Origin of the sequence: Ancylobacter mangrovi, from assembly GCF_024752335.1 — a bacterium.
GTDB classification, from domain to species: domain Bacteria; phylum Pseudomonadota; class Alphaproteobacteria; order Rhizobiales; family Xanthobacteraceae; genus Ancylobacter; species Ancylobacter mangrovi.
The window spans coordinates 31048-54810 of sequence record NZ_JANTHY010000010.1 but is presented as its reverse complement, the minus strand read 5'-3'; the positions used below and the strand labels follow the sequence as shown (position 1 = coordinate 54810).

The 23763-nt window shown below is 66.3% G+C and carries 23 protein-coding genes and 2 riboswitches; of the genes, 6 read left to right on the top strand and 17 right to left on the bottom strand.

The window, feature by feature from the left end; all coding sequences use genetic code 11:
- Positions 1-107 precede the first annotated feature (107 nt).
- Genes NVS83_RS20280 through NVS83_RS20270 form a run of 3 tightly spaced genes read left to right on the top strand, consistent with a single transcriptional unit; the run spans position 108 to position 4645 of the window.
- On the top strand, positions 108-2975 hold the full coding sequence (locus NVS83_RS20280; protein WP_258740957.1) for a ribonucleoside-diphosphate reductase subunit alpha: 2868 nt from the start codon (positions 108-110) through the stop codon (positions 2973-2975).
- Positions 2976-2998: 23 nt separating this feature from the next.
- Entirely contained in the window at positions 2999-4120 is a 1122-nt protein-coding gene (locus NVS83_RS20275) for a ribonucleotide-diphosphate reductase subunit beta (RefSeq protein ID WP_258740954.1), read from the top strand.
- 15 nt (positions 4121-4135) lie between these two features.
- Entirely contained in the window at positions 4136-4645 is a 510-nt protein-coding gene (locus tag NVS83_RS20270) for a hypothetical protein (protein ID WP_258740953.1), read from the top strand.
- On the opposite strand, the gene NVS83_RS20265 is transcribed toward NVS83_RS20270, so the two are convergent.
- From NVS83_RS20265 to NVS83_RS20245, 5 genes are all read right to left on the bottom strand, one after another.
- Entirely contained in the window at positions 4617-5381 is a 765-nt protein-coding gene (locus tag NVS83_RS20265; RefSeq protein WP_258740952.1) for an acyl-CoA thioesterase, read from the bottom strand. The two genes, NVS83_RS20270 and NVS83_RS20265, sit on opposite strands and share 29 nt — an antisense overlap.
- A complete protein-coding gene (gene metE / locus NVS83_RS20260) occupies positions 5378-7738 on the bottom strand; it encodes a 5-methyltetrahydropteroyltriglutamate--homocysteine S-methyltransferase (protein WP_258740950.1) in 2361 nt (786 codons plus the stop codon). Before metE ends, NVS83_RS20265 begins: the two co-directional genes overlap by 4 nt.
- Positions 7739-7847: 109 nt before the next feature.
- A riboswitch (cobalamin riboswitch) is annotated at positions 7848-8066 on the bottom strand.
- Between the two features lie 57 nt (positions 8067-8123).
- On the bottom strand, positions 8124-8768 hold the full coding sequence (locus NVS83_RS20255) for a hypothetical protein (protein ID WP_258740947.1): 645 nt from the start codon (positions 8766-8768) through the stop codon (positions 8124-8126).
- An 8-nt stretch (positions 8769-8776) separates the two neighbouring features.
- Positions 8777-9520: a CbtA family protein gene (locus NVS83_RS20250; protein WP_258741181.1), complete on the bottom strand. Its 744-nt coding sequence runs from the start codon at positions 9518-9520 to the stop codon at positions 8777-8779.
- Between the two features lie 10 nt (positions 9521-9530).
- The gene (locus tag NVS83_RS20245) at positions 9531-9740 is read right to left on the bottom strand and encodes a CbtB domain-containing protein (RefSeq protein WP_258740945.1); all 210 of its coding nucleotides are present in this window, start codon (positions 9738-9740) and stop codon (positions 9531-9533) included.
- Between the two features lie 42 nt (positions 9741-9782).
- Positions 9783-9873, bottom strand: a riboswitch (adenosylcobalamin (AdoCbl) riboswitch).
- Positions 9874-9945: 72 nt separating this feature from the next.
- Here NVS83_RS20245 and NVS83_RS20240 point away from each other — a divergent pair.
- Positions 9946-10527 carry a histidine phosphatase family protein gene (locus tag NVS83_RS20240; protein ID WP_258740944.1) on the top strand — a complete coding sequence of 194 codons (582 nt, stop codon included), beginning with the start codon at positions 9946-9948 and terminating at the stop codon, positions 10525-10527.
- Positions 10528-10760: 233 nt separating this feature from the next.
- On the opposite strand, the gene NVS83_RS23575 is transcribed toward NVS83_RS20240, so the two are convergent.
- A complete protein-coding gene (locus NVS83_RS23575; RefSeq protein ID WP_374115098.1) occupies positions 10761-10865 on the bottom strand; it encodes a hypothetical protein in 105 nt (34 codons plus the stop codon).
- Between NVS83_RS23575 and NVS83_RS20235 the strand changes: the two genes are divergently transcribed.
- A complete protein-coding gene (locus NVS83_RS20235) occupies positions 10821-11174 on the top strand; it encodes a hypothetical protein (RefSeq protein ID WP_258740939.1) in 354 nt (117 codons plus the stop codon). The two genes, NVS83_RS23575 and NVS83_RS20235, sit on opposite strands and share 45 nt — an antisense overlap.
- 380 nt (positions 11175-11554) lie before the next feature.
- On the opposite strand, the gene NVS83_RS20230 is transcribed toward NVS83_RS20235, so the two are convergent.
- The 11 genes from NVS83_RS20230 to NVS83_RS20175 form a co-directional block, all read right to left on the bottom strand.
- Positions 11555-12502 (bottom strand): YncE family protein, encoded by a 948-nt coding sequence (locus tag NVS83_RS20230; RefSeq protein WP_258740938.1) that lies wholly within the window; start codon positions 12500-12502, stop codon positions 11555-11557.
- Positions 12503-12528: 26 nt separating this feature from the next.
- Positions 12529-14100 (bottom strand): SRPBCC family protein, encoded by a 1572-nt coding sequence (locus tag NVS83_RS23495; RefSeq protein ID WP_309486226.1) that lies wholly within the window; start codon positions 14098-14100, stop codon positions 12529-12531.
- Positions 14101-14113: 13 nt separating this feature from the next.
- Positions 14114-14632, bottom strand: a complete 519-nt coding sequence (locus tag NVS83_RS20215; protein ID WP_258740937.1) for a hypothetical protein — start codon at positions 14630-14632, stop codon at positions 14114-14116.
- A gap of 65 nt (positions 14633-14697) precedes the next feature.
- On the bottom strand, positions 14698-15807 hold the full coding sequence (locus NVS83_RS20210; RefSeq protein ID WP_258740936.1) for a vWA domain-containing protein: 1110 nt from the start codon (positions 15805-15807) through the stop codon (positions 14698-14700).
- The gene (locus NVS83_RS20205; protein ID WP_258740935.1) at positions 15804-16694 is read right to left on the bottom strand and encodes a nonribosomal peptide synthetase MxaA; all 891 of its coding nucleotides are present in this window, start codon (positions 16692-16694) and stop codon (positions 15804-15806) included. The genes NVS83_RS20210 and NVS83_RS20205 overlap by 4 nt, the downstream gene beginning before the upstream one ends.
- Before the next feature lie 33 nt (positions 16695-16727).
- Positions 16728-17594 (bottom strand): DUF58 domain-containing protein, encoded by an 867-nt coding sequence (locus NVS83_RS20200; protein WP_258740934.1) that lies wholly within the window; start codon positions 17592-17594, stop codon positions 16728-16730.
- Complete coding sequence (locus NVS83_RS20195) at positions 17591-18622, bottom strand: AAA family ATPase (protein WP_258740931.1); 1032 nt, start codon at positions 18620-18622, stop codon at positions 17591-17593. The genes NVS83_RS20200 and NVS83_RS20195 overlap by 4 nt, the downstream gene beginning before the upstream one ends.
- Before the next feature lie 226 nt (positions 18623-18848).
- A complete protein-coding gene (locus NVS83_RS20190) occupies positions 18849-19166 on the bottom strand; it encodes a methanol dehydrogenase [cytochrome c] subunit (protein WP_258740929.1) in 318 nt (105 codons plus the stop codon).
- A 42-nt stretch (positions 19167-19208) separates the two neighbouring features.
- The gene (gene moxG / locus NVS83_RS20185; RefSeq protein WP_258740928.1) at positions 19209-19787 is read right to left on the bottom strand and encodes a cytochrome c(L), periplasmic; all 579 of its coding nucleotides are present in this window, start codon (positions 19785-19787) and stop codon (positions 19209-19211) included.
- Positions 19788-19851: 64 nt separating this feature from the next.
- A complete protein-coding gene (gene moxJ, locus NVS83_RS20180) occupies positions 19852-20712 on the bottom strand; it encodes a methanol oxidation system protein MoxJ (protein ID WP_258740926.1) in 861 nt (286 codons plus the stop codon).
- Between the two features lie 153 nt (positions 20713-20865).
- Positions 20866-22770: a methanol/ethanol family PQQ-dependent dehydrogenase gene (locus NVS83_RS20175; RefSeq protein WP_258740925.1), complete on the bottom strand. Its 1905-nt coding sequence runs from the start codon at positions 22768-22770 to the stop codon at positions 20866-20868.
- A gap of 458 nt (positions 22771-23228) precedes the next feature.
- Here NVS83_RS20175 and NVS83_RS20170 point away from each other — a divergent pair, with 458 nt between their 5' ends.
- The gene (locus tag NVS83_RS20170) at positions 23229-23762 is read left to right on the top strand and encodes an exo-alpha-sialidase (RefSeq protein WP_258740924.1); all 534 of its coding nucleotides are present in this window, start codon (positions 23229-23231) and stop codon (positions 23760-23762) included.
- The last annotated feature ends 1 nt before the right edge of the window (position 23763 follow it).

The following is a 23763-nucleotide window of genomic DNA, read 5'->3' as shown; positions in this document are numbered from 1 at the left end:
GCGGGGTGTCCCGGTGGAACGCATTGGTCGTGCGCCGGTCTGCTTCCGCTTCACGCTCCATGTCGTCTCCGCTCGGCCCTTGCCCCATGCAACGGGGTCTGCAGCCGATGTCTCCCAGTCTCGAAACCGAACGCCCGCTCGTCCGGGCGCCCCTGCCCCACGCGCCCGCGGGGGCCGTCGCCGCCATGCCCGCCTACCAGGTGATCCGGCGCAACGGCGCCGTCACGCCGTTCGACGCCGCGAAGATCGCAGTGGCGCTGACCAAGGCGTTTCTCGCCGTGGAAGGCTCCAGCGCTGCCGCCTCGCGCCGCGTGCACGACATCGTCGCCGGGCTCACCGAGCAGATCGTCGCCGGTCTGACGCGGCGCGCCGATGCCGGGCGCACCTTCCATATCGAGGACGTGCAGGACCAGGTGGAGCTCGCCCTGATGCGCGGCGAGCACCACAAGGTCGCCCGCGCCTATGTGCTCTATCGTGAGGAACGGGCGAAGGAGCGGGCGGTGGCGAAGGCTGTGCCGGCCGCCGCGCCGGCGCTGCGCATGAAGGGGACTGACGGCGCGCTGGTTCCGCTCGACGAGGCGCGACTCGCCACGCTCGTCGAGGAGGCGACATCCAGCCTCGCCGACGTCTCGGGCGAGGCGATCCTCACCGAGACCCACCGCAACCTCTATGACGGCATCGCCGAGGACGAGCTGGCGCTCGCCCCCATCCTCGCCGCGCGCACGCTGATCGAGACCGAGCCGAACTACTCCCGCGTCTCCGCCCGGCTCCTGCTCGACAAGCTGCGCCGCGAGGCACTGTCCTTCATTGCCGGACAGCCTGAGCAGGCAACGCAGGCGGAGATCGCGGAACGCTATGGCGAGTACTTCCACGCCTACATCGCGCGCGGCATCGACGAGGAGCTGATCGACCCCGAGCTTGCCCGCTTCGACCTCGAGCGGGTGGCGGGCGCCCTGCTGCCCGAACGCGATTTGCAGTTCGACTATCTCGGCCTGCAGACGCTCTACGACCGCTATTTACTGCACGCGCGCGGCATCCGCTTCGAGCTGCCGCAGGCCTTCTTCATGCGCGTCGCAATGGGGCTTACCCTGCGCGAGGTCGACCGCGAGGCGCGGGCCATCGAATTCTACCGGCTGCTCTCCTCCTTCGATTTCATGGCCTCGACGCCGACCCTGTTCAATGCCGGTACGCTGCGTCCGCAGCTTTCCTCCTGCTTCCTCACCACCGTGGCCGACGATCTCGACGGCATCTTCAAGGCGATCAAGGACAACGCGCTGCTCGCCAAATATTCCGGCGGCCTCGGCAATGACTGGACGCGGGTACGCGGCCTCGGCGCCCACATCAAGGGCACCAATGGCGAGAGCCAGGGCGTGGTGCCGTTCCTGAAAGTGGCCAACGATACCGCCATCGCGGTGAACCAGGGCGGCAAGCGCAAGGGGGCGGTCTGCGCCTATCTGGAGACCTGGCACGTCGACATCGAGGAATTCCTCGACCTGAGGAAGAACACCGGCGACGACCGCCGGCGCACTCACGACATGAACACCGCCAACTGGGTGCCGGACTTGTTCATGGAACGCGTCCAGAGCGACGGGCCGTGGACGCTGTTCTCGCCCGACGAGACACCGGATCTGCACGATCTCACCGGCGCCGCCTTCAGGACCGCCTACGAGGCCTACGAGGCAAGAGCCGCGCGGGGCAAGATGAAGGTCCATCGCACGGTGCGTGCGCTCGACCTGTGGCGGCGCATGCTGACCATGCTGTTCGAGACCGGCCACCCCTGGGTTACCTTCAAGGACCCGTGCAACCTGCGCTCGCCGCAGCAGCATGTCGGCGTCGTGCATTCCTCGAACCTGTGCACCGAGATCACGCTGAACACGTCGTCCGACGAGGTGGCGGTGTGCAATCTCGGCTCGGTGAACCTGCTGGCGCATGTCACGCCCGACGGGCTCGACCGTGAGCGGCTGGCGCGCACCGTGAAGACGGCGATGCGGATGCTCGACAACGTCATCGACATCAATTTCTACACCATCCCGGAAGCCCGCCGCTCGAACCTGCGCCACCGTCCGGTCGGCCTCGGCATCATGGGCTTCCAGGACGCGCTGCAGGCGCTGCGCATTCCCTACGGCTCCGATGACGCTGTGCGCTTCGCGGATGCGAGCATGGAAGTTGTGAGCTTCCACGCCATCGCCGCCTCCTGCGACCTCGCCGCCGAGCGCGGGCGTTATCCGAGCTTCGAGGGGTCGCTGTGGTCGAAGGGCATATTGCCAATCGACAGCATCGAGCTGCTGGCAGAGGCTCGCGGTTCGCTCGACCTCGACCGCTCAACGACGCTGGATTGGGAAGGGTTGCGCGCCAAGGTGAAGTCCACCGGCATGCGCAATTCCAACACCATGGCCATCGCCCCGACCGCGACCATCTCCAACATCTGCGGCGTGTCGCAGTCGATCGAGCCGGCCTACCAGAACCTCTTCGTCAAATCGAACATGTCCGGCGACTTCACCGTTGTGAACGCCGCACTCGTGCGCGACCTCAAGGCCCGCGGCCTGTGGGACGAGGTGATGGTCTCCGACCTCAAATATTACGACGGCAGCGTCGGCCAGATCGACCGCATCCCGGACGACCTCAAGGCGCTCTATGCCACCGCCTTCGAGATCGACGCGTCCTGGCTGATCGAGGCGGCGGCGCGGCGGCAGAAATGGATCGACCAGTCGCAGTCGCTCAACCTCTACGTAGCCAACCCCTCGGGTAGGAAGCTCGACGAGACCTACCGGCTGGCCTGGAAGCGCGGCTTGAAGACGACCTATTACCTGCGCTCGCGCTCGGCCACCCATGTCGAGAAATCGACGCTGAAGGGTACGGACGGCAAGCTGAACGCCGTATCTGCCGTGGTCACGGCAGCGCCGATTTCCGTGCCCGAGAGCGCCTTCGGCAAAGCCTGCGCCATCGACGATCCCACCTGCGAAGCCTGCCAGTGAGCAGAGAAGAAGGAGACATGCACATGCTCGACTGGTCCGAAACCAAGCCCTCTCCCGCCCCGATCCACCCCGCCTTCGGCCCGCCGGCCGGAGACGCCACCGGCCTCGGGGCCATCGAGCGCGGCGCCGCCCGCGTCACGGTCGACGAGAAGCGGATGATCAACGCCCGCGCCGACGTGAACCAGCTTCTCCCGCTCAAGTACAAATGGGCGTGGGAGAAGTACCTGTCCGGCTGCAACAATCACTGGATGCCGACCGAGGTCTCCATGCAGGCCGACATCGCGCTGTGGAAGTCGCGCGACGGCCTGACCGAGGACGAACGGCGCATGCTCAAGCGCAATCTCGGCTTCTTCGCCGCCTCGGAGAGTCTGGTCGCCAACAACATCGTGCTGGCGATCTACCGCCATCTCACCAATCCCGAATGCCGGCAGTACCTGCTCCGGCAGGCCTTCGAGGAGGCGGTGCACACCCACACCTTCCAGTACATCGTCGAAAGCCTCGGCCTCGACGAGGGCGAATTGTTCAACATGTACCGCGAAGTGCCCTCGATCACCGACAAGGCGGCCTGGGCGCTCAGGCACACGCAGAGCCTCGACGACCCGGCGTTCCACACCGGCACGCCAGAGACTGACCAGGCGTTCCTCCGCGACCTCGTCGCCTTCTACGTCGTGTTCGAGGGGATGTGGTTCTACACCGGCTTCGCGCAGATCCTCTCGCTCGGCCGGCGCAACAAGATGGTCGGCATCGCCGAGCAGTACCAGTACATCCTGCGCGACGAGAGCATCCACCTGAACTTCGGCATCGACGTGATCAACCAGATCAAGATCGAAAACCCGCATCTGTGGACGCACGCCTTCCAGGACGAGGTGCGCGCCATGCTGAAGGACGCCGCCGAGCTGGAAGCGGCCTATGGGGGGGACACCATGCCCCGCGGCTTCCTCGGGCTGAACGCGGCGCTGTGCGAGCAGTACATGCACTTCATCGCCAACCGCCGCTGCGCCCAGCTCGGGCTCGCCCCGGTGTTCGCGGAAGCGGACAACCCGTTCCCGTGGATGAGCGAGGCGATGGATCTCAAGAAGGAGAAGAACTTCTTCGAGACCCGCGTCATCGAGTATCAGAACGGCGGTGCGCTGGCCTGGGACTGAGGCAGGTGCGCGACGATGAAGGTGGCACGGAGCCCGGGTCGCGATCCTATCGAGCTGAGTACCAGCCCTGACCGGTTGATCCTGACGTTCCGCTTGACCAAAAGCCTGACGCTCGGCTCGCAGCAGCGTGCGAATCAGATCAGCTCGCGCGCCGCTGCCATGCTTAAGCGCGGCCGCCCGTTGACTTTGGTTGCCGACAGCGACGGCATCGTGGGTCACTTTGAGGTCGATAAGGCCGAAGCCGTGCGGAAGATCACCGCGCGCTTGCGGACCTATGCGACCACTCTGGCAACCGCTCCGCTGCATCCGAAGATCGTCGAGGAGGCACTTGGCATCACCGCGCTTGAGCGGTCCCGCTGGACAAAGGATGGCCGGCTCCCGCGGACGGGAGCCGGTTCGTTCGGCCTGGGAAAGCGCGCGATCTTCTTTCCCCTCTATCCGATCGACATGGTGAGGAAGCTTATCGAGCGGCCGGACATCATCGAGGTCTGGCGCCTCAGCGATCGGCAGGAGGGTCGATCGTGACCGGTCGGTGGTCGGCGCCGACGGCAACCATCACGAACTCGCCCGCACCGCATTCATGCCGCTCGCCGGTCGCGAGGTTCTCCGACCAGAGGTGCGTTGCGATGGTCATCGAGCTCCGACCGACCTCGACCAGTCGCGCCTCGATCTCGGCTACCTCGCCCGGCCGAAGCTGGCGGGTGAACGCGACGTACCGCGAGGCCGCCATGACAACGGCACGGTGCGCGCGGCGGGTCGCCTCCACGAAGGCGGCCTTGGCCATCGTGGAAAGCGCGCTGCCGCCATAGAGGCTGCCATAGTGGCTGGTCTGCTCCGGCATGACGAGATCGGCCATGCGCAGCACACCCGGTTCCTCCGGCGTATGGTCCGGCGGCGGTGGCATGGCGGCGGGAGTGACGACCGACACCATGTTGAAGACGCCGCTCGTGCAGCGCCGCCGCTCGCCGGAGAGCGCCTCGGCAACGAGCTCGACCTCGATACCGAGCGAGCGGCGCCCGACACGCACGACGCGCCCCGTCAGCTCGATGATCTCGCCGAGCTTCGCTGGCGCGACGAAGTCGATCCGCTCGCAGGAGGCGGTGACGAAATCGGCGCGCGCGTGCCGGGCCGCCGCGATGAAGGCGACTCGGTCCATATGCGCCAGCCCCGCGCCGCCGAACAGCGTGCCGTGATGGTTGGTGGCGCCCGGGAAGACGATGTCGATGAGACGGGTCGTTCCCGGGATGCTGGCCTGGCTCATTCGGCAGCCTCAGCGAGATCACTGCGCAGCCGCCTCGCTGCGGCCACCATGTTGACCAGCGCCGGGCGCACCTCTTCCCATTGCCTCGTCTTCAGGCCGCAATCAGGATTGACCCAGAGCTGCTCCGGCGCGAGGCGCTGCGTCGCCTTCGCCAGCAGGTCGATCATCTCCTCGACGCTTGGCACACGCGGCGAGTGGATGTCGTAGACACCGGGGCCGATCTCGTTGGGATATTTGTAGGTCTTGAAGGCGTCGAGCAGTTCCATCTTCGAGCGCGAGGTCTCGATGGAGATGACGTCGGCGTCCATGGCCCCGATGGCGTCGATGATGTCGTTGAACTCCGAGTAGCACATATGGGTGTGAATCTGCGTCGCGTCCGCAACGCCCGAGGCACACAGCCGGAAACTCGACACCGCCCAGTCGAGATAGGTCGTCCATTCAGCCTTGCGCAGCGGCAGTCCCTCGCGCAGCGCCGCCTCGTCGATCTGGATCATCGCCGCGCCAGCGGCCTCCAGGTCCGCCACCTCATCGCGTATGGCCAGCGCAATCTGCCGGCAGGCGAGGCTGCGGGGCACATCGTCGCGCACGAAGGACCAATTGAGGATGGTGACCGGGCCGGTGATCATGCCCTTCATCGGCTTTTGCGTGACCGACTGGGCGTAGCGCCACCAGTCGACCGTCATCGGCTTCGGTCGCGCCACGTCGCCGAACAGGATCGGCGGACGGACATAGCGCGAGCCATAGCTCTGCACCCAGCCATACCTGGTGAAGGCGAAGCCCGAGAGCTGCTCGCCGAAATACTGCACCATGTCATTGCGCTCGAATTCGCCATGGACGAGCACGTCGAGACCGATCTCCTCCTGCCAGTGGATCGTGCGGGTGGTCTCCTCCTTTACGAACGCCTCGTAGGCGGCGTCGCTCAGTTCGCCCTTGGCATGCGCGGCGCGGGCCTTGCGCACGTCCGTGGTCTGCGGAAACGAGCCGATGGTCGTCGTCGGCAACGCCGGCAATCCGAGCTTTTCATGCTGAGCGGCGCGCCGCACCTCGAATGGGCTCTGCCGTCGCACCATGTCCGGCGTCACCGCACCGAGCCGCATGGCGACATCCGGGCGATGCACCTTGGCCGAGGCGCCGCGCGCGTCCGCTGCCGCGCCGGAGACCATCAACTTGCCCATCACCACCTCGCGTCCGCCGGCCAGCGCCGTGGCGAGGATGGAGAGCTCGTCCATCTTCTGCACCGCGAAGGCGAGCCAGCTCTTCACGTCCGGATCGAGGCCGGTCTCCAGTTCGAGGTCGATCGGCACATGCAGCAGCGAGCAGGACGGCGCGATCTCGACATGGTCGGTGCCGCGCCGGCGTACCACCGGCTCCAGCGCGTCGAGCAGCTTCGGCAGGTTGGCGCGCCAGACATTGCGCCCGTCGATGACGCCGAGCGACAGCACGAGGCCTGCTCGTGCCCTCTCCGACACCTCGCGCAATTGGTTGGGTGCGCGGACGAGGTCGAGATGCAGCCCGGCGACCGGCAGCGTCAGCGCCGCGTCGAGATTGTCGCCGAGCCCGCCGAAATAGCTCGTCAGCATGAGCTTCAACTTCGGCAGCGCGTGGGCGAAGAAGCCATAAGTTTCCTTGAGCGCCGCATGCGTCGCCGCGTCGAGGTCGAGCACGAGGCAGGGCTCGTCCATCTGTATCCATTCCGCCCCGCTGGCGGAGAGCCGGCGCAGCACCTCGCCATAGACCGGCAGAAGGTTGCCGAGCAGCGAGAGCGGATCGAGCGACGGGTCCTTGGCCTTGCCAAGCTTGAGGAAGGTGACCGGGCCGAGCAGAACGGGGCGGGTCTGGTAGCCTAGCGCCTTCGCCTCGCGATATTCGTCGACCGGCTTGGTGGAGGCGAGCGCGAAGCGCTGCCCGGCGGCGAATTCCGGCACCATGTAGTGGTAATTGGTGTCGAACCACTTGGTCATCTCCAGCGCCGGCACGCCTTGGCTGTGGCCATGGCCATGCGCACAAGCGTCCGGCTCGCCGCCTTGGCTGCCGCGCGCCATGGCGAAATAGGTGTCGAGCGGCACCGGCCCGCCGGTCCAGCCATAGGCTTGCGGGATCGCTCCGACCATCACCACGGTGTCGAGCACGTGGTCGTAGAGCGAGAAGTCGTTCGACGGGATGTTGGTGACGCCGAGCGCCTTCTGCCGCGCCCAGTTGGCGGCGCGCAGCCGCGCGGCCGTGTCGAGCAGCGCGCTCGCGTCGGTCTTGCCGGACCAATAGGCTTCGAGCGCGGCTTTCAGCTCACGGCGCGGACCAATCCGCGGCGTGCCGAGGGTGGAAACCGGCACCGTGCCGGAAGAGTGAGGGAAGTTCATCGGCTAACCCCATTGCGAATGGGGGCAAAGGCCGAGCGGACGCATAAGCGCATGCGGGCGGCGACAGCCGGCGGACGCGCGAACGCACCACCGGGACACCCCGCCCAGGGACGATTATGTTGCCGCGGCAGGTCTCCTGGCTCGCGGGTCACAGCTTCCGCCCGGCCTTCCCGAGGCTCTCGCCCCAGTGACGCTGAATGGACGTCGGCTCGCCGCTCACAGTTGCGGGGGCAGCTCCGGCATGACCTGTTCCTTTCGGAACATCGGCGCACCGAATTCCCTCTTAGCTCCGGCTCGGCGCCGGAGAACCACGACGGCTATACGATGGGAAGCCAGACAGAAAATGTCAATGATAATATAAAGACATCTTTATATTATTATGTTCTCATCCGCGCCGCCTCGGCCAGAGCAAGCCAACGCCTGAAGCCATAAGAATCCCAATGCCCCCGATCGTGACCATGCTCGCGAAATGAAGGGGCACGGCACTCCAATCAGGCTTGATGATCTCGCCGGTGCGGAAGCCTTCCTCGCTGTACTGGCACAGCTGAAAGAGAGCCCCGTTTCGTATCATCTCGATCTGCATCGTGCTCGTCAGCGCTTGTGCCGCAGCCTTGGCTCCCGGCAGCCCCTCCATGTGACCAAGCAGCGCGCGCAGCCCGGCAAGATAAGCATGGGCGCATTCATTGAACGGGCTCGCTTCGTCGTCGATGCTGCCTGGCACCATCAGCCAGAGACAGAAGGTCCGCTGCAGCTCAACGAAATTGTTCAGCCGCCAGAAGGTGGGATCGGTACGGATCGGAGAGCCTGCCAGATCGCGGATCGCACCCGCATAGCGGGCAACGACCGCCATCTCGCCATGGGTGAGGTTGGGGATCGGCAGGCCGGAAGCCTCTGAACCCGTACGCCGATGGTGGGCAGCGGCCGGCAGCGCGAGACACGCCAGCAGGGCGAGCGCGGCGCAGGCTACGACGAATGCCCGCGCCGCGGGGTGCGGATCGCGGGCACCTTCACGAAGGAACGTGGCGGCCAACACGGGCCCTAGCGACCTAGCGCGGCGGCCGGTCTCGTCCGGGAGGAGCCGGCCCCAGCACGCTCGGCAACGTAGCCGAACAGCAGGCCGAGCGTGGTCCACAGGATTGCCTGAATGCCCAGCGATGCGAGGCGGAACTGCCAGAGTAGCGTTGCCGAGAACTGCTCCGGCACTTCGTTGATGTCCGGCAGGGCGTAGTTTGCGATCACTGTCAGAACCACGAAGACGAGACAGGCGAGGATCGTCGCCTGCCAGCCGCCGTAGCGTTCCCACAGCCCGCGCGCCAGTAGGACCGCAGCCAACATGAAGGCGAGCGAGAATGCCAGCATGATGAAGTACAGCTCCGTGCGCGCGCGGATGGTTTCCGGCGAGCCGACCGAAGGCGGATTTGCCGGATATTTCAGGAATGGCACGGCGACGACGGCGATGAACGCCGCGAGCGCCAGCAGCGCCGCAGTCGCGCGCGGGCCAAGTGATCCGACCCGTCCCTGCACGAACGCGAACACCAGGGCGAACAGACCACCGATCGCGGCGCTGTAGACGACGATGCCGGTGAACAGGCCGAGGCCGGCCTGCGTCGTGCGGCTGACGAGTTCAGGTTCTGGAACCTCGCCCGCCGCGTGGCTCATCTGTTCTTCGAAGGCGATGGCGCGATCGACCTGCGGCTCGCCGAACGTCCTGGCGAAGCCGAAGGCAAGTAGACCGGCGAAGAGGCCGACGAGCATTCCCCGCAGCAGAAGAGATCTGACCATGTCCGCCTCCTCAGTGGCACGGAAAGCCGAGGAGATGACGGCCGTCATGCACGAATTCGTGCACGTACATCCCCGAAATCAGGGAGGTTGCGCCCTCTTCCGCTCCCACGAAATAGATGGCAAGCAGAAGCAGCAGGCCGCCGAAGATCGCCCATGGCAAAATCTCGCCTACCGGAATGGGCGCCGGGCGGATGTCGGGTGCAAGGCTGATATCTGACATGGTGCTCTCCCGGGATAGCGCGTCCCGCTGGATGAAAGGCTGGCTCACGGAGCGGGTCTGACTTACGTCCAGAAGAAAGACGTTCACAGCGGCGCGACCGCGCCGGAATTTCACCGGCTTCCGATCCGAGAGCAGACAACGCTATTCCGGTGATCACGTCCGTGTCAATGAAGTACCTAACGTCAGGCATTCAAGTATTCCGTTGATGTCACATCGTCTGATCCTGATCTGTCACGCAGCCACCGAGGCGACCCGGCAGGGAGCTTTCCCCCTCGACGAACCCCTCATCGAAGCAGGGATCACTGCCGCGCGCGCGGCTTCGCGGTGCCTGCCGCGTATCGGGCGCGTGCTCACCAGCCCCTCTCTGCGGGCGCGCCAGACTGCCGCGCTGCTCTGGCCTGATTCTGCCGTCCGGGAAGAACCGGAACTGGGTGATCTCGATGCCGGGCGCTGGGTCGGCCGCCGGCTGGCGGATCTGCAGGCCGAAGAACCTGAAGCGCTTCAGTCTTGGCTGCGCGATCCGGAAGTTTGTCCCCACGACGGCGAGCCGATCGCCGCACTCCGGCTGCGGACCGGACGTTGGCTGAACACATGCGCTCAGGAGCCAGGGCGGACCGCCGCGGTGACGCATGCGGCGGTGATACGTTGCGCCATGCTCCATGTCCTCGAAGCGCCGACGCAGGCGTTCTGGCGCATCGACGTCCCGCCGTTGAGCATCACCGACCTGCGGAGCGACGGCCGGCGGTGGACCCTGCGGGCCATCACCGGCGTGCGCCGGAGCGATTGAAGGCGACCAGCTTGCTCCTCGCCACGGGCGGTGGGTTATTCAGCTGCGATTGGCGCAACTTATCAACGAACCTTCCGAGCAATTTCCCGCATCGCGCGCGCGGGGTTGCCCATGACCGTCTCGCCCGGCTGAACCGATTTCGTCACTGTGGCGCCCACGGCGATGGTCGCTCCTCGCCCGATCACCAGCCAGCGATCGCGACGCCCATTCGTGATGGTCGCGCCTGCCCCCACCTACACGTCGTCCTCGACTTTGACATAGCCCGAGATCGTGGCCGATGGGCAAAGACTGCAATGGTGACCCACGATAACGTCGTGACCGAGGGAACACAGCGGCATGAGCTGGACGTTGTCGCCGATGACAGATTTGGGCCCGACATAGGAAGGCGTCGCGATGATCGTTCCGACGCCGACCTCAATCCGGGGAAAGAGCCTAGGATATATCTGACGGATGTCGAGCAGGCGCCCGCCCGCAGCCTGCACTTTGTCGGCCATGATGCGCCGGAGGGCCGGATTTCCGACGGACACGACTACATCGGGCAGCGGTGTCATTGCCTGCCAATCGTCGCACGTGATCACCGGAATGGCTTCGACGTCGAGGCCGCCGCCGTCAATATCGTCGATATAGGCAATTACCCGAGCACTTGATAGACGCCTTCCAGCATGCTGGTCATCGCCAGGGCCTGGCCCGAAGCGCCGTAGATAGCAATGTCAGGCACGGACACGTTCATTCTCCGATCGGATGCTCACGTACATTACCGGCGCCTCGCTCTAACGCATGTTTGCCTTGGAAGGTTGGACAAAATCCGAGGAGACATTCAGTCTGTCGTTCCGAAGCACCTATCGGGGCATGCTCGCTGTGGCCGGATGATTGGGCAAGTCCGGACGACGAATTCGCCACATCGGACCACGCAATCGGAGGTCCAGGTCACCCACCCCTCAAGCGGCGAGGCAGCCAACTCGGCAGTTCCATCAACGCGCCGCCCGAAGCGCTTCTGTCGGTATGGCTCCGCCTGAGGTCGGTAAGATTAAGGCAAGAGGACGATCATCCGCGGGCCGCCACCGACATCTATCGTCCGGTCGATGGCCCTGTTCTGAAGGTCGAACACGGCAACGGTATCGTCGGCCCAATTGGCCACCAGGACGGAGTTGCCGGTTGCCGCCGCGCCTTCCGGAAAGGAACCGACGCGGAGCGTGCGTTCAATGCTCAGCGAACGGCTATCGACGACGCCCAGCCGTCCGCTCTGCTGGCACGTGACAATGATCTGCCCGTCATCGGGCGTGACCGCGACACCGTACGGCATGAGATCGATCTTCACGCGGGCGAATTCCTTGCGCGCGGAGGTGTCGATGACAGAAAGGTCATTGCTTCGGACATTGGGCACATAGAGCCGCCCACCTTCACGAGAAAGCGCCAAAGCGAAGGGCGCCGTACCGACCGGAATGCTCGCGAGCCGCGCCATCGTCGAGATGTCCACCACGGTGACATCGTTGCTCTCGCGGTCCGCGACGTAGGCGAGGGCGCGCGCATCGTCGACGACGACGTGGGCCGGTGCGCGCCCGACCAGCGCGCGCCCCATCTCACGTCCGGTGGCAGCGTCGAGGCGGATCAGCACGTCCTCGTCCCAGTCGGTAACGAGCAACGTCGCCCCGCCATTCGCCACCGCCAGCCCGAATGGCTCGCCGCCGACGGCGAAGGTCGTTACCTCGCCAGAGGGAAGATCAACGCGGGAGAGCCGCCCGATATCAGGGTGGGAGACGAACAGACGGCTCCCGTCGGGCACAACGGCCAATGATGCAGGAGCGCGGGGCAGGGGGATGGTGCGCTCCACGGCGCCGCGGGTGGCATCGATGATGGCAACGGTGTTCTCCTGCTGGGAGACGACGGCGGCTCGCATTGCCGGCTCCGCCGCGGCGGCGGCGGTCTGCAGGAGCAGGACGGCGCCAGCGGCCGGGGCCAGCACCTTGATGCCCATCGCGGCCAAATGCCGAATTACCCTCGTCACTTCGCCTCGGCCTTCGCCTTGAGGCCGTCCAACCCTTGTTCGACGAACGCGTTCATGGCGGCGATGGCCGCCTCATCATTGAGCTCCTCGGGCGGATAGTTGCTCGTGTCACCCCGATAAAAGCGCGCGCTCCATGCCACCTCGCTGTTCTTTCCGGCGGGCTTCACCTCGATCGTCGAGGTGTAGAAGCTCACCGGGAATGCCTCGACATTCTCGTTCAGCAGACGCCAGGAAAGCCGGCGCTCGCCTACATCGCTTTCGTCCAGACCCTCCGTCAGCGTGCCCTTCTCGAGCGTGAGCGTGCGCTCGGCCCCCGCCGCGTCGCCCCCTGTGGCCTCGACCTTCTTCACCATCGGATGCCAATCGCCAATGCTGCCGAACGCGCTCACGATGGCCCACACGCTCTCGGGAGGCGCGGCGATTTCGACACTCTCGTCCACCTTCTGCGGCGTGGGACCGTGAGCTAGGAGCGGCGACGCGGCGAATGCCATGGCGAGGAGAACGAACAGCGTGGCGAGGACGTGTTGGCGCAGGATCATGACGGGTTTCCGGTCGTGGGTTGCGGGAATGCGTCGGCGGAACATCGGCCGGCAGACCGGAATGGCGTAGAGCGCGACAAGAGCAGCCAACGCCAGGGTCGCGGGAATGCCGGCCGTATCAACCTGCGTCTCGACCGGGCGCTCGCGCGTGGCGCGCACGATGTCGGCGGCCAGACCATGGGAGGCGTCGAGAGGCGCATAGGCGAGCCTGGTCTGGGCGGCGAGGTTCTTCAGGTGATCGGCGCGCAGGGCACTCAAGTGCTCGTTGCCGCGCGCGGCCTCCCCGCCCCAAGGAGCGTTGCGCGGATTCCAGCCTTCGCGCAGATGCGCGTCGGCCGGTGGCGGACCGCTACGATTCTCCTGGGGGACATCCATCTCCCCGTAGAAGCCGACCTCGCGTCCGTCCTCGTTGAATTTCGGGATCGGTACGGGGGTCGCGCCACCCACGCCGCCGATCAGCCCGCGCACCTTTCCCGGCTCGCCGTCGAACGCCGGGAGGTTGCCGCCCCCGAGCGGCGGCGCCTCGTGCCCGTCGGTCAGAAAGAGAAGATCGGCATCGACACCCGCGGCAAGCGCGATCGCCGAATGCACGCCACGCGCGACATAGCTGTCGCCTTCCCACGCCATGCGCCAGTCGAGCGCGGCGACGGCCCCGTCCAGCGCGCTAAAATTGCCGCAGATCTCCACGGGCTCGAACAGCAGAAAGCTGCGCCGCTCCGTAAAGATGCCGAGCCCGAGCCGGGAGCCGCAGGGCAGGTCGGCGAGAAGCGCGCGCAGGCTTCTCCTGGCGACCTCGAGGCGCGAGGCCGATCGCCCCTCCAGCACGTAGTCGCGCACATTCATGCTGCCGGTGACGTCCACGATCGCGAGCACGTCGCGCACTGGACGCGTTATGGCCACCCGCGGCGCGACGAGCGCGGCGGCAAGGGCGGCGAGCGCCAGGCCCAACAGCAGCGCCCGCCAGCGGCGGGCCAAGGCGCTCCAAATCGCGCGCGCCGGCAGCCCGCCGATGGGAAGGTGCCGATTCATGGCAGCCCCCGATTCATGGCAGCCCCCTTGGAAGACCGGGGAGATCGGTCCAGAGCCGCTTGGTCGCTTCGGGCGGCAGTTCCTCGCCGGACACCTCGATCTGCGGGAAGTCGCGTACCAGCCTCATGGTGATGTCGAGATTATATTTGGCATCCCAGAAAGCCGGGTCGCGACCGAGCGCGCGCCGATAGCCCTCCTTGGCGAGGCGCACCAGCGGGATTGCCGGGTCTATGTCGTTGACCGCGAGATGGTCGAGCGCCGCGCGAAGCCGTGCATTTGCGAGATCGTAGAGCGCGGCCGAGGCGAGCCGCGAGTCGTCGCCGGCCGCGAGCCGGGTGGCGATGGGCTGTGCCTCGTCGAACCGCTCGCGAAACGTCAGGAAGTGCAGCCGCGCGAACTGCACCTCCGCAGCCGCCTTCGCATCGACGTCCACGTCCCGGCCGGCGGCCATCATCGCGATGAGCTGGTTGGCCGCCCGCCGGTCCAGCAGTCGCGCGCCCTGCCAGACGGCGAGCACGAGCCCGGAAAGCATCAGGAAAACCGCGAGGAGCGGAATGACCCGGCGGGCGTTGGACGAGATAACGCGCCACGAACCCCTCATGCCGCGCGCCTCGCTTCAACTGGGCGCGCCACGCGCGAAGCTCGTTTCTCGCGCACTGTCTCCGGAGTCCGCCGGTCAAGACGTCGTTCCGCGAGCTTGGCGACGAGAAGGCCGGCGACGCACAGGCCGGCGAAGGCGAACGCCGCACGTGCGAGATCGCGCCGCGGCACCGTTTCCTCATAGACGATCGGTCGGGTCTCCTGCCGGTCGATCTCGTCGATGGCCTGCTCCACCGCCTGCGGATCGCCGGCCTCGAAGGCGCGGTACGGCACGCCGAGACTCTCCAGAAACAGATGCAGGTGTCGCTCGGGATGAGCCTGAGGCGTGTCTTCTCCCTGAGGCGGCTTTTCAAATATCCCCGCCGCGCCGCGCGAGCGCAGGAACAGCCAATAGATGTGGACCGGGGTGCGCGCCACGCCGTCGCGCAGGGCGTCCTGCACACGGCGGTCGATCAGCCCCGCGCCGTCGGATACGAGCACGACGGCGCGCGAGGCCTCGCTGGTGTCGTCGGCGAAGCTCGACAAAGCGAGGGCAAGCCCTCTTCCGACATCCGTGAAGGCAAGGCCCGGCCGGTCGATGGCGGCGATCGCGCCCTCCACCGCGGCGTGATGGTCGGTCAGCGGCAGGACCGACATCGGAGACGTGGAGAACGCCGCGACGCCGATCCGGTCGAGCGGGCGACGCTGGACGAACGCCGTGAGCAAGCGCTTGGCGGCCGCCGATTTCGATTCCTGGTCGCCGCTCGGGGCACGGCCGGCGAAATTGTTGTCCATGCTGGACGAGCGATCGAGCAGCAGGACGAGATGGGCGCCGGTGCCCACCCGCGATACGCGCTCGGCACGCCGGTGCAGCCCGGCAAGCCCCAGCAGGATCGCCACGATGGCGAGTGCCCCGGCCAGGCGGAGGGCGACCGCCATGGCGCGCGAGACGGCGTCAGGCGGTACGAGCGCCGAAGAGGGCACCCCACCACCCGCGAGAACGCTGACGCAAAGAGGTAGAAGCGCGAGCGGGAGCGCCAGCAGCATCAGCGGATGGTCGAGCGCGAGGCCGGCGGGGAGCGCTATCTTGGCAAGGTGTGCGGTGAAGGAGACGTCGAGCGGGTTCATGCGGCCTCCCGCTCGATCGCGCGCAGGTCCCGGGCGAGGACGGTGAGTTGCTGGACCGGCAGTTCGCTCTGCGCCCCAGCCAGGTCGGCGGCGAAGAAGATGCGCCGTGATGCACCGAACAGACGATCTATGTCGCCCTTCGCCGCGCGGTAGCGCGGATGGTTCTCGAAGAAGGCCGGCAGGTCCTCGGCGAAGACGCTTCGCCCGGCGGTGGCATCGAAAGCCCGATGCAGCGCCATCAGGGCGGCGGCGTAGCCCGGCGGCGATTGGGCGAGGGCTCCCCGCACCGTCCGCACCGCGCGCAGGAAAGGCCGGTCGCGTCGCGCATGGAAGGGCCACCAGCCGCGCTGCCGCGCGATCGGCACGGCGCCGATCAGCGCCAGGACAAGGCCGGCCGCCACCCATGACAGCTCGCGTCGGGTCGGGATCGGATGGGGAGCGATGTCGGGACGCGGCACCATGGCTTCGCCGCCGCCACCGGACACCTCGCGCAGCGGCGACATGACGAAGGACCAGGCGGGCACGGCGAGTTCCATCCGCCTCTCTTCGCCAATGGCGGCGAACGGCAACGGTGGAATGGCGAGGCGCCGGGGCTGCAGCGGCGCGTAGAAGGTCTGGTAGACGAGGTCGAGCGTGTAACGGCGGGCGCCGTCGCGCATACCGTGGTCCGTCAGGCGAACTTCATCGAGGTCGAGCCAGTAGTCGATCGCGCGCGGCTGCGGCAGCGAGGCGGGATCGAGCATCAGCGCCGGATCGAGGGCGATGTCGGCGCTGAGCGCGATCGTGTCGCCGATGACGTAGCCGAAGGAACGCGGCGCGTAGAGAGTGACCACGTCCTCCTGCGCCGCCGATGGTCCTGTCCTTGCCAGGACGGTGACAACCAGCACGAGAGCGGGCAGGAATCGCCGGGTTGCCATGGCTCAGCCTGCCATCAGCCGGCGCGCCAGCGCTTCGGTGTCCAACCGGTCGACGAGATCGAAGCTGCGGCACCCTCGCTGGCGGAATAGTTCCTCCAGCGCCTGCCTGCGCGCACGAGACACCTCCAGCCAGCGGGTACGCAGCGATGGACGCATGAGCACGAGGCGGTGTGCGCGGGTCTCCAGATCGACCGTCTCGATCAGGCCCCAGCGCGGCAGTCCCTCCTCCACGGCGCTATGGCGCGCCACCACCGGTACCACGTCATGGCGCCAGAGCCGGTCAAGCAGGGCCGCGACGCGTGCGCGGGGCATCAGGAAATCGGAGACGAGGAAGACCAGCGAACGCCTTGCCGGCAATCGCCGGGCGGCTTCGAGAAGACCTTCCGTTCCCTCTCCTTCCATCCGCGCGCCCTCGAGCAGGCGGCGCACCTCATCCTCGATGCCCGCCCGGCGCGTGAAGGGCAGATGGACATCCTCGCGCATCCGCGCATCGCAGCCGAACAGCGCGAAGCTGTCGCCGCTGCGCCGGGCCGAAAGGGCGATCAGTGCGCCCAGTCGGGCGACCTGTTCCGCGACCGCCCCGCCAAATCCCATCGAGCCCGACAGGTCGATCAGCATCGCCACCGGCACCGAACGGCGCGGGGCGAATTCACGGACCCTCAGATCCTGGAACGGGTCGCGCAGCGACGCACGCAGGTCGATCCGGCGCGGATCGGAGCGGCGCAGCAGCGAAACGTGGCGGCGAAACTCGCCTTCCACGCCTTCACCGGGACCGGGATGAGCACCGGGAAAGACGCTTTCCGGCCGCCAGCGCAATCGGTAGGGGATGGGTTGAAGCGCCGTATCGCCGATCTTCGTACCTGCAGTCATGGCGCCGGCACCCGCATGAACAGCTCCGCGATCAGAACCGCGACGATGCGCTCGCGGTCGATCTCGTAGACCGGGTCGACGAATATCCGGTGCGCCACGACCTCGGGGAAGACGGCACGCACATCCTCCGGCACGATCATGTCGCGCCCTTCGAGCCAGGCACGAACGCGAGCCGCCCGGATGAGATAGGACAGGCCGCGCGGGCTGGCGCCTCCCAGCACGAGACGCTCCATATCAACCCCCGCGACGTCTATGCCGGCGGCGGCCGGATCGCGCACGGCCTCCCAAAGCGCCAACACATAGGTTTCGAGCGCCGGGCTCGCGCCGACGCCGGTCTGGATGGCACGGGCTACGATCTCCAGCGCATCGAGGTCGAACAGGCCGGGCTCCACATCCCTCAGCAGTTCATCCACGTCGTGAAAGCGCGGATCGAAGACGAGCTGGCGGCGCGCTGCCCGCTCCGCCGGCATCGCGACCTGCACTTCCATCAGGAAGCGGTCGCGCGCGGCGGCGGGAAGCTCGAATGTCTCCTCGCGCTCCACCCGGTTCCGGTCGGCGAAGACCTGGACGTGGGGGAAGCGAAAGTCGCGGTTGAAGGCCGTCACTGAGCGCTCGGCCATGAGGCGCAGCAGCAGTGAATGCACCTGCGGGCGGGCGCGATTGATCTCGTTGAAGAAGAACACGGAGAGGTCCTCGCCCTGCTTCAGCAGAGGGCCGGGCTCGATCCGCGGCTTGCCGTCCTCACCCAGATGGGCGTGGTAGACGAGATCGGCGGGCATTAGGTCGATCGTGCCCTCGATGCGCTCGAACGCGCCGCCGATCGCGCGTGCCATGGCTCGCAGAAGCGTGGTCTTGCCCACGCCGACATCACCTTCGAGCAGCACATGGCCGCGCGCGAAGGTGGCGATGGTGAGCAGCCGGATGATCCGCTCCTGGCCGAGCACGACCTTGGCGATCTCGCCTTCGAACTTCAGCGCGCTACTGCGCCAGTCCGACAGCAGGGCATCCGTCTCGCGAACGAGGCGCATCGCGAAGCCTTTCTGAAGACAGCGGCATGACTCGCCCTCACGGCGTTTCCGCCGGGCTCTCGCCGTCTGCCGGAAAAGACGCGGTCGACACCGGGCGGACTCTCCGCTCCGTGTCGACCGCGCCAGTTGCCCACACGCCGGACGGTATGCCCGGAGGATCGCGGGGCGGACAGGAGATTGACGTCCGCCCGCAAGTGGGTTCTCGAAAGCCGTGAGACGGGAGCGTTCAGTTCGCGCTCGGTATCTTCTTGGTGTCGTAGACGAACTGGCCGGTCTTCTTAAAGTTCGCGACGCGCTCCGCGTTGCGCGCCTCCATCCCCTGGATGGATTCCTGCTGCTTGTTCAGTTCCTTCGGATTGTGCTTGGGATCGTATTTCGAGCCCGCGACCTTTTCCGGATAGCCGGGCTTCGGCTCCCAGCAATTGCCCGGGGCCTTGCAGTTGGTGCCGTCATAGGCGGCGGCGCCGACCACCATGGCGAGGCAGAGCGCGCCGGCGCCGGCCAGGATGAGCGAGAACTTCACACTTCTGTCGATGATGCTCATGATCGTTTCCTCGTCGTTTCCACCTGTTGATCGGCCGCCGGTTCAACCCGCCGGTCCGCCGCACTGAGGAGGCATCTCCTCAGAGGGTTCGATGTGCTTGGCGTTTTCGTCAAAGGACTTGAACCGGCTGCGCTGCTCGGATGTCAGCCACACCGCACCCTTCGGATCCTCCTTGTAGAGGTGGCGGATCCAGGCCATGACGAGCAGCATCTCGTTCATGGTCAGGGTGCCGTACATGGGTCCCATCTGCCCCTGCGCGCCCCCGAAAATCGTCTCGAACAGGCCCTGATCGGTTTCGTTCTTCGGATAGGTCCAGTAGGAATCGTTGAGCCCGGGTCCGATCTTCCCTTCGGCGTAATGGCCGTGGCAGCCCGAGCACATGGAGAGGAACAACTCGTGCCCCTTGGGGAGGCACGCGGCCTTCTCGTTGTAGATGTTCACGCCGGTCTGCAGGAAGGTCTTCACCGCCTCGGTGTCGCGGCCTTCCTCCGGCGCCTCCGACAGGTCGAGAGGCTGACCGGTGACCGTGTTGGTCAGCATGATGGCGGCGTGGGCGCCCCAGACGAGGGAGCCGACGGTGATGAGTGCCGCTGCCGTCTTCAGAAGGGTTGTCGTTCGCATCGGACCTTTTCGCGTCAGGTGATGAAGAGACCCCGCGGCGCTCGCGCCGGGTCCGGGCACGGCGTCAGGTGTTCGGCTTGAGCAGCGGGATGCCTTCCTCGGTGAGGATCTGCTCGATCCGCGGCTGTGCCTTCTCCAGCGCCGCGTTGAGCTCGACGAGCAGCGCCGCCTCGTCCTTGCGCACGCCCAGCGCCTGGTCGTAGTGCATGGGGATGGGGGCGGCGTCGGGCTGGTCGATGTCGTTGGCGATCACCGTCATCCGCAGCGGCGTCGGCGATTCCTTCACATAGCGGGCGACCTCCGGCGCGAAGGCCACGGCGACGTCCGCCTCGCCGCTCGCCACCTCACTCACCAGCCGGTCACCCGGCACCTGAATCCACTGGTTGCGCCGCGACTTGAAGTTCACCAGCGAGTACATGTAGGCGGCGTTGTCCTCGAAGCGTCCGATGCGCTTCAGCAGGGTCTCGGCCGGCGAATAGAAGCGGACGGCGAAACGCGTCTGGTCCGTCACCTGCGGATCGTCCCAGCGCGCGGAGGTGATGCCGCGATCCCGCTTGGTCACCATCACATAGCCGGTGCGGTAATAGGGCTTGGAGGTGAGCACCCGCTCGTCGCCGACATCGACGCCCATCACGAGGTCGCAGTTCTTCTGGTCGAGCTGGTCGCGCACCAGATAGATGCCGGGACGGTCGGTGCGCACGAATACCGCCTCGCGGCCCATGGTCTCGGCGAGCACCTTGGCGATGCGGTCCTCGAAGCCGGTGGAATCCTTCTCCGAGAAGGGGGCTTCGACATTTGAGGCGCAGATGCGTAGCTTCTTGTCGGCATTGCCCGCGGCGCCGGCCAGGCCGGCGAAGGAGACGCCGGCGGCCACAATGCCGGCGGCGGCGAGAGCGAGATGGCTCACGGCCTTGCGGTTGGACATCGGGTTATCTCCTGACACAGGCCGACCCGGCAGCGGGTTCGGCGGAAAGGGATGGAAGGGCGGCCGCCCGGCGCGCAGGCCCGCGAGGGATCCCGGCGCGGACCCGGCGTCCCCTGTGGGGCGAGGCGCCGGGCGGCCTTTCCTCAGGCGTCGTCAGCCGCCGGTGCGGATGATCTCGGTGGAGTATTCGCCGAGGTTCGGATCGTCATAGGGACCCTTGCCGTCGAGCGAGAACACCATCACGCCGCCACCCATCTGGGTGTAGTGCTGGAGCTGCTTGAACGCGCCCACCGAGCCGAGGCCGGCGGTCGGGTCGTTCAGGTCGAACACCAGGCCCACGCCCGGCCAGCCGCCGACGCCGTAGTAGATGGCGACGTACTGGGTGCCGTTATGGGTGTAGGTCATGGGGTGACCGATCACGCCGGAGGGCAGCTTGAACTTCCACAGCAGCTCGCCGGTGTCGCTGTCGCGTGCCTTGATGAAGCCGTCGAGCGTACCGTAGAACATCACGCCGCCGGCCGTGGCGAGCGTGCCGCCCCACGCGGCGAAGCGCTCCATCACTTCCCACTTGTACTTGTTGTTGATGGCGTCGTAGGCCTTGACCTGGCCGAGACCCTCATACTTCTGCCGGTCGCCCTTGGGGCCGGGATACATGTTCAGCGTCGCGCCGACGAAGAACTGGCCGGCCCGGTAGGGCAGCATGAAGGGCTCCCAATCCATGCAGATATGGTTGATGCCCATGAAGAAGGACTTGCGCTCCGGATCGTAGGAGTCGTGCCCCTGATTGTGGTAGCCCATGGCCGAGGGGCAGATGTCCCGCCCCTTGTGGTCCATGCGCGTCGCATATTCGGGGTCGCGCTGCGGCAGGCCGGTCTTGAGGTCGACCTGCTTCACCCAGTTCACCGTGTCGTCGATCTTGTCGGCCGAGATCAGGTCGCCATTGGTGCGATCGAGCGTGTAGACGATGCCGTTGCGGTCCGGATGGGTCAGCAGCTTGCGCATGTGGCCGGATTTGTCCTGCTGCTCGGAGAGCATCATGACGTTGACGCCGGCATAGTCCCATTCGTCGTGCGGGGTCTTCTGGTAGCCGAACTTGGCCATGCCGGTGTCGATGTCCCGGCCCCAGATGGTCATGGTCCACTTGTTGTCGCCCGGACGCATGGTCTCGTTCCACGGCGCCGGGTTGCCCGAGCCGTAGTAGAACAGGTTGGTGTCGGGATCGAAGGCGTACCAGCCCCAGTTGGTGCCGCCGCCGATCTTCCACGCCTCGCCTTCCCAGGTCGCCTGGCCGAGGCCCTTCTGGCCGTAATGCGGATTGGCGCTGTTGAAGTCGTCGGCCAGCATCACGTCGCCGTCCGGCCCGGTCGCATAGGCGCGCCATTTCTGGGCGCCGGTCGGGATGTCGTAGGCGGTCACGTAGCCACGCACGCCGAGCTCGGCGCCGGACGAGCCGATCAGCACCGTGTCCTTGACGACATAGGGCGCGATGGTGAGGGTCGATCCGACCTTGATGTCGGAGTTCTCGAGCTTCCAGTATTCCTCGCCGGTCTTGGCATTGAGCGCGACGACGTGCCCGTCGAGCTGGGTCTTGATGATGAGCGGCCCGACTTCGCTGTTGCCCGGCCAGTAGGCCAGGCCGCGATTGACGACGTCGCAGCAGGCGACGGCGCGCGCCGTGGCATTCTGCTTGGGCTTGTGCTGCCACAGGATCTTGCCGGGCTCGTCGAGCGAGACCGCGAAGGTGGTGTTGGGGAACGGCGAGTGGATGAACATCACCCCGTCGACAACGAGGGGAGTGCCCTCGTGACCGCTCAGCACGCCGGTGGAGAACGACCAGGCCGCCTTGAGCTGCTTGACGTTGTCCTTGGTGATCTGTTTCGCCTCGCTGTAATTGTTGGCGCTGTAGTTCTTGCCCGTCATCGGCCAGTTGTCGGTGCTCTCGGACAACTCGACGAGCTTGTCGTTCGCCGCCGCAGGCGTCATGTCTGCCAGTCCGACCGTGGCCACCAGAGCAGTGGCGACGGTGAGCACCGACACCGAAGAGTGCAGTCGACTCATTGGACTTTTCCTCGCGTTTCCTAATCCCAGGCCGCTCCGCCCGCCCGGCCGCTTGCGCGGCAGGTACGGCGATCGCTCTTCCATCTCCACCGGGCGCGGCGGGAGCGCCGGGACAGCGGGACTTGGCGCCCCCGCAGGCCTGATCACCCTGAATGAAGATGTATTCTTATGAACGTCTTAGTTTCTATTTTGTCGTGACGTTATTGTTTGCCGGGACGCTAATTTATGTCTCTAGGCAGTTGGGAAATTCTGGTCGGGAACTTTTCCTCGAAGCGAACAGGAAAAGTACCCATGGCGCGACCGATGACTGCCTCAGAGTTCCGAAATTTGTTTCTTGCCAATATCTTGGTGTGGTACGAACAATAGGTCATTGCCTCCGCCCGGCACGGGTGGCGATGTCAGAAGCGCAGCTGGAACATTATCTTCAAGATCGAACTATAAGTTTCTCATAAGTATAGATGACAGCGACAGCCCGTCTTTTTCTTCGCACCTTGCTGCCCGTGGCCGCAGCCCTCGCGCTCGCCGGGTGTCCGGAGGGCGGTACGCCGGAGCGCGGCGAGAAGGTCGAGGCCAACGCCACGGATCCAGTGGCCCGCAAGAGCTGGCTGACCCCCACGGATGCCACACCGCCGGCGCTCTGGCTGGCGAGCCGGGAAGCGGGAGAGGACCTGGCCGAGAGCGCGCCTGAAGTCGCGATCTGGCGCGCCCGGCTCGACGACGCCGACCAACGCTTCAGCGAGACCGAGCGGATGATCGCCAATCGTGCGGTGCAGCTCTCCACCATGCTGTCCGAGATCGGTATCGAGGAGACGGCCGAGGAGATCCTGGCGAATTTCGCGCCGCTGGCGGCGACCGGATCACGCAGCGGCTTCAGCGACATCTGCCAGCACTATTTCAACCTGCGCTCCCAGGGGAAATCGCGCAAGGAGGCGCTGGCGACGCTGCGCGCCGAGCCTGCCCACCAGCCGGCGCGACGGGAGAACGCCCCATGAG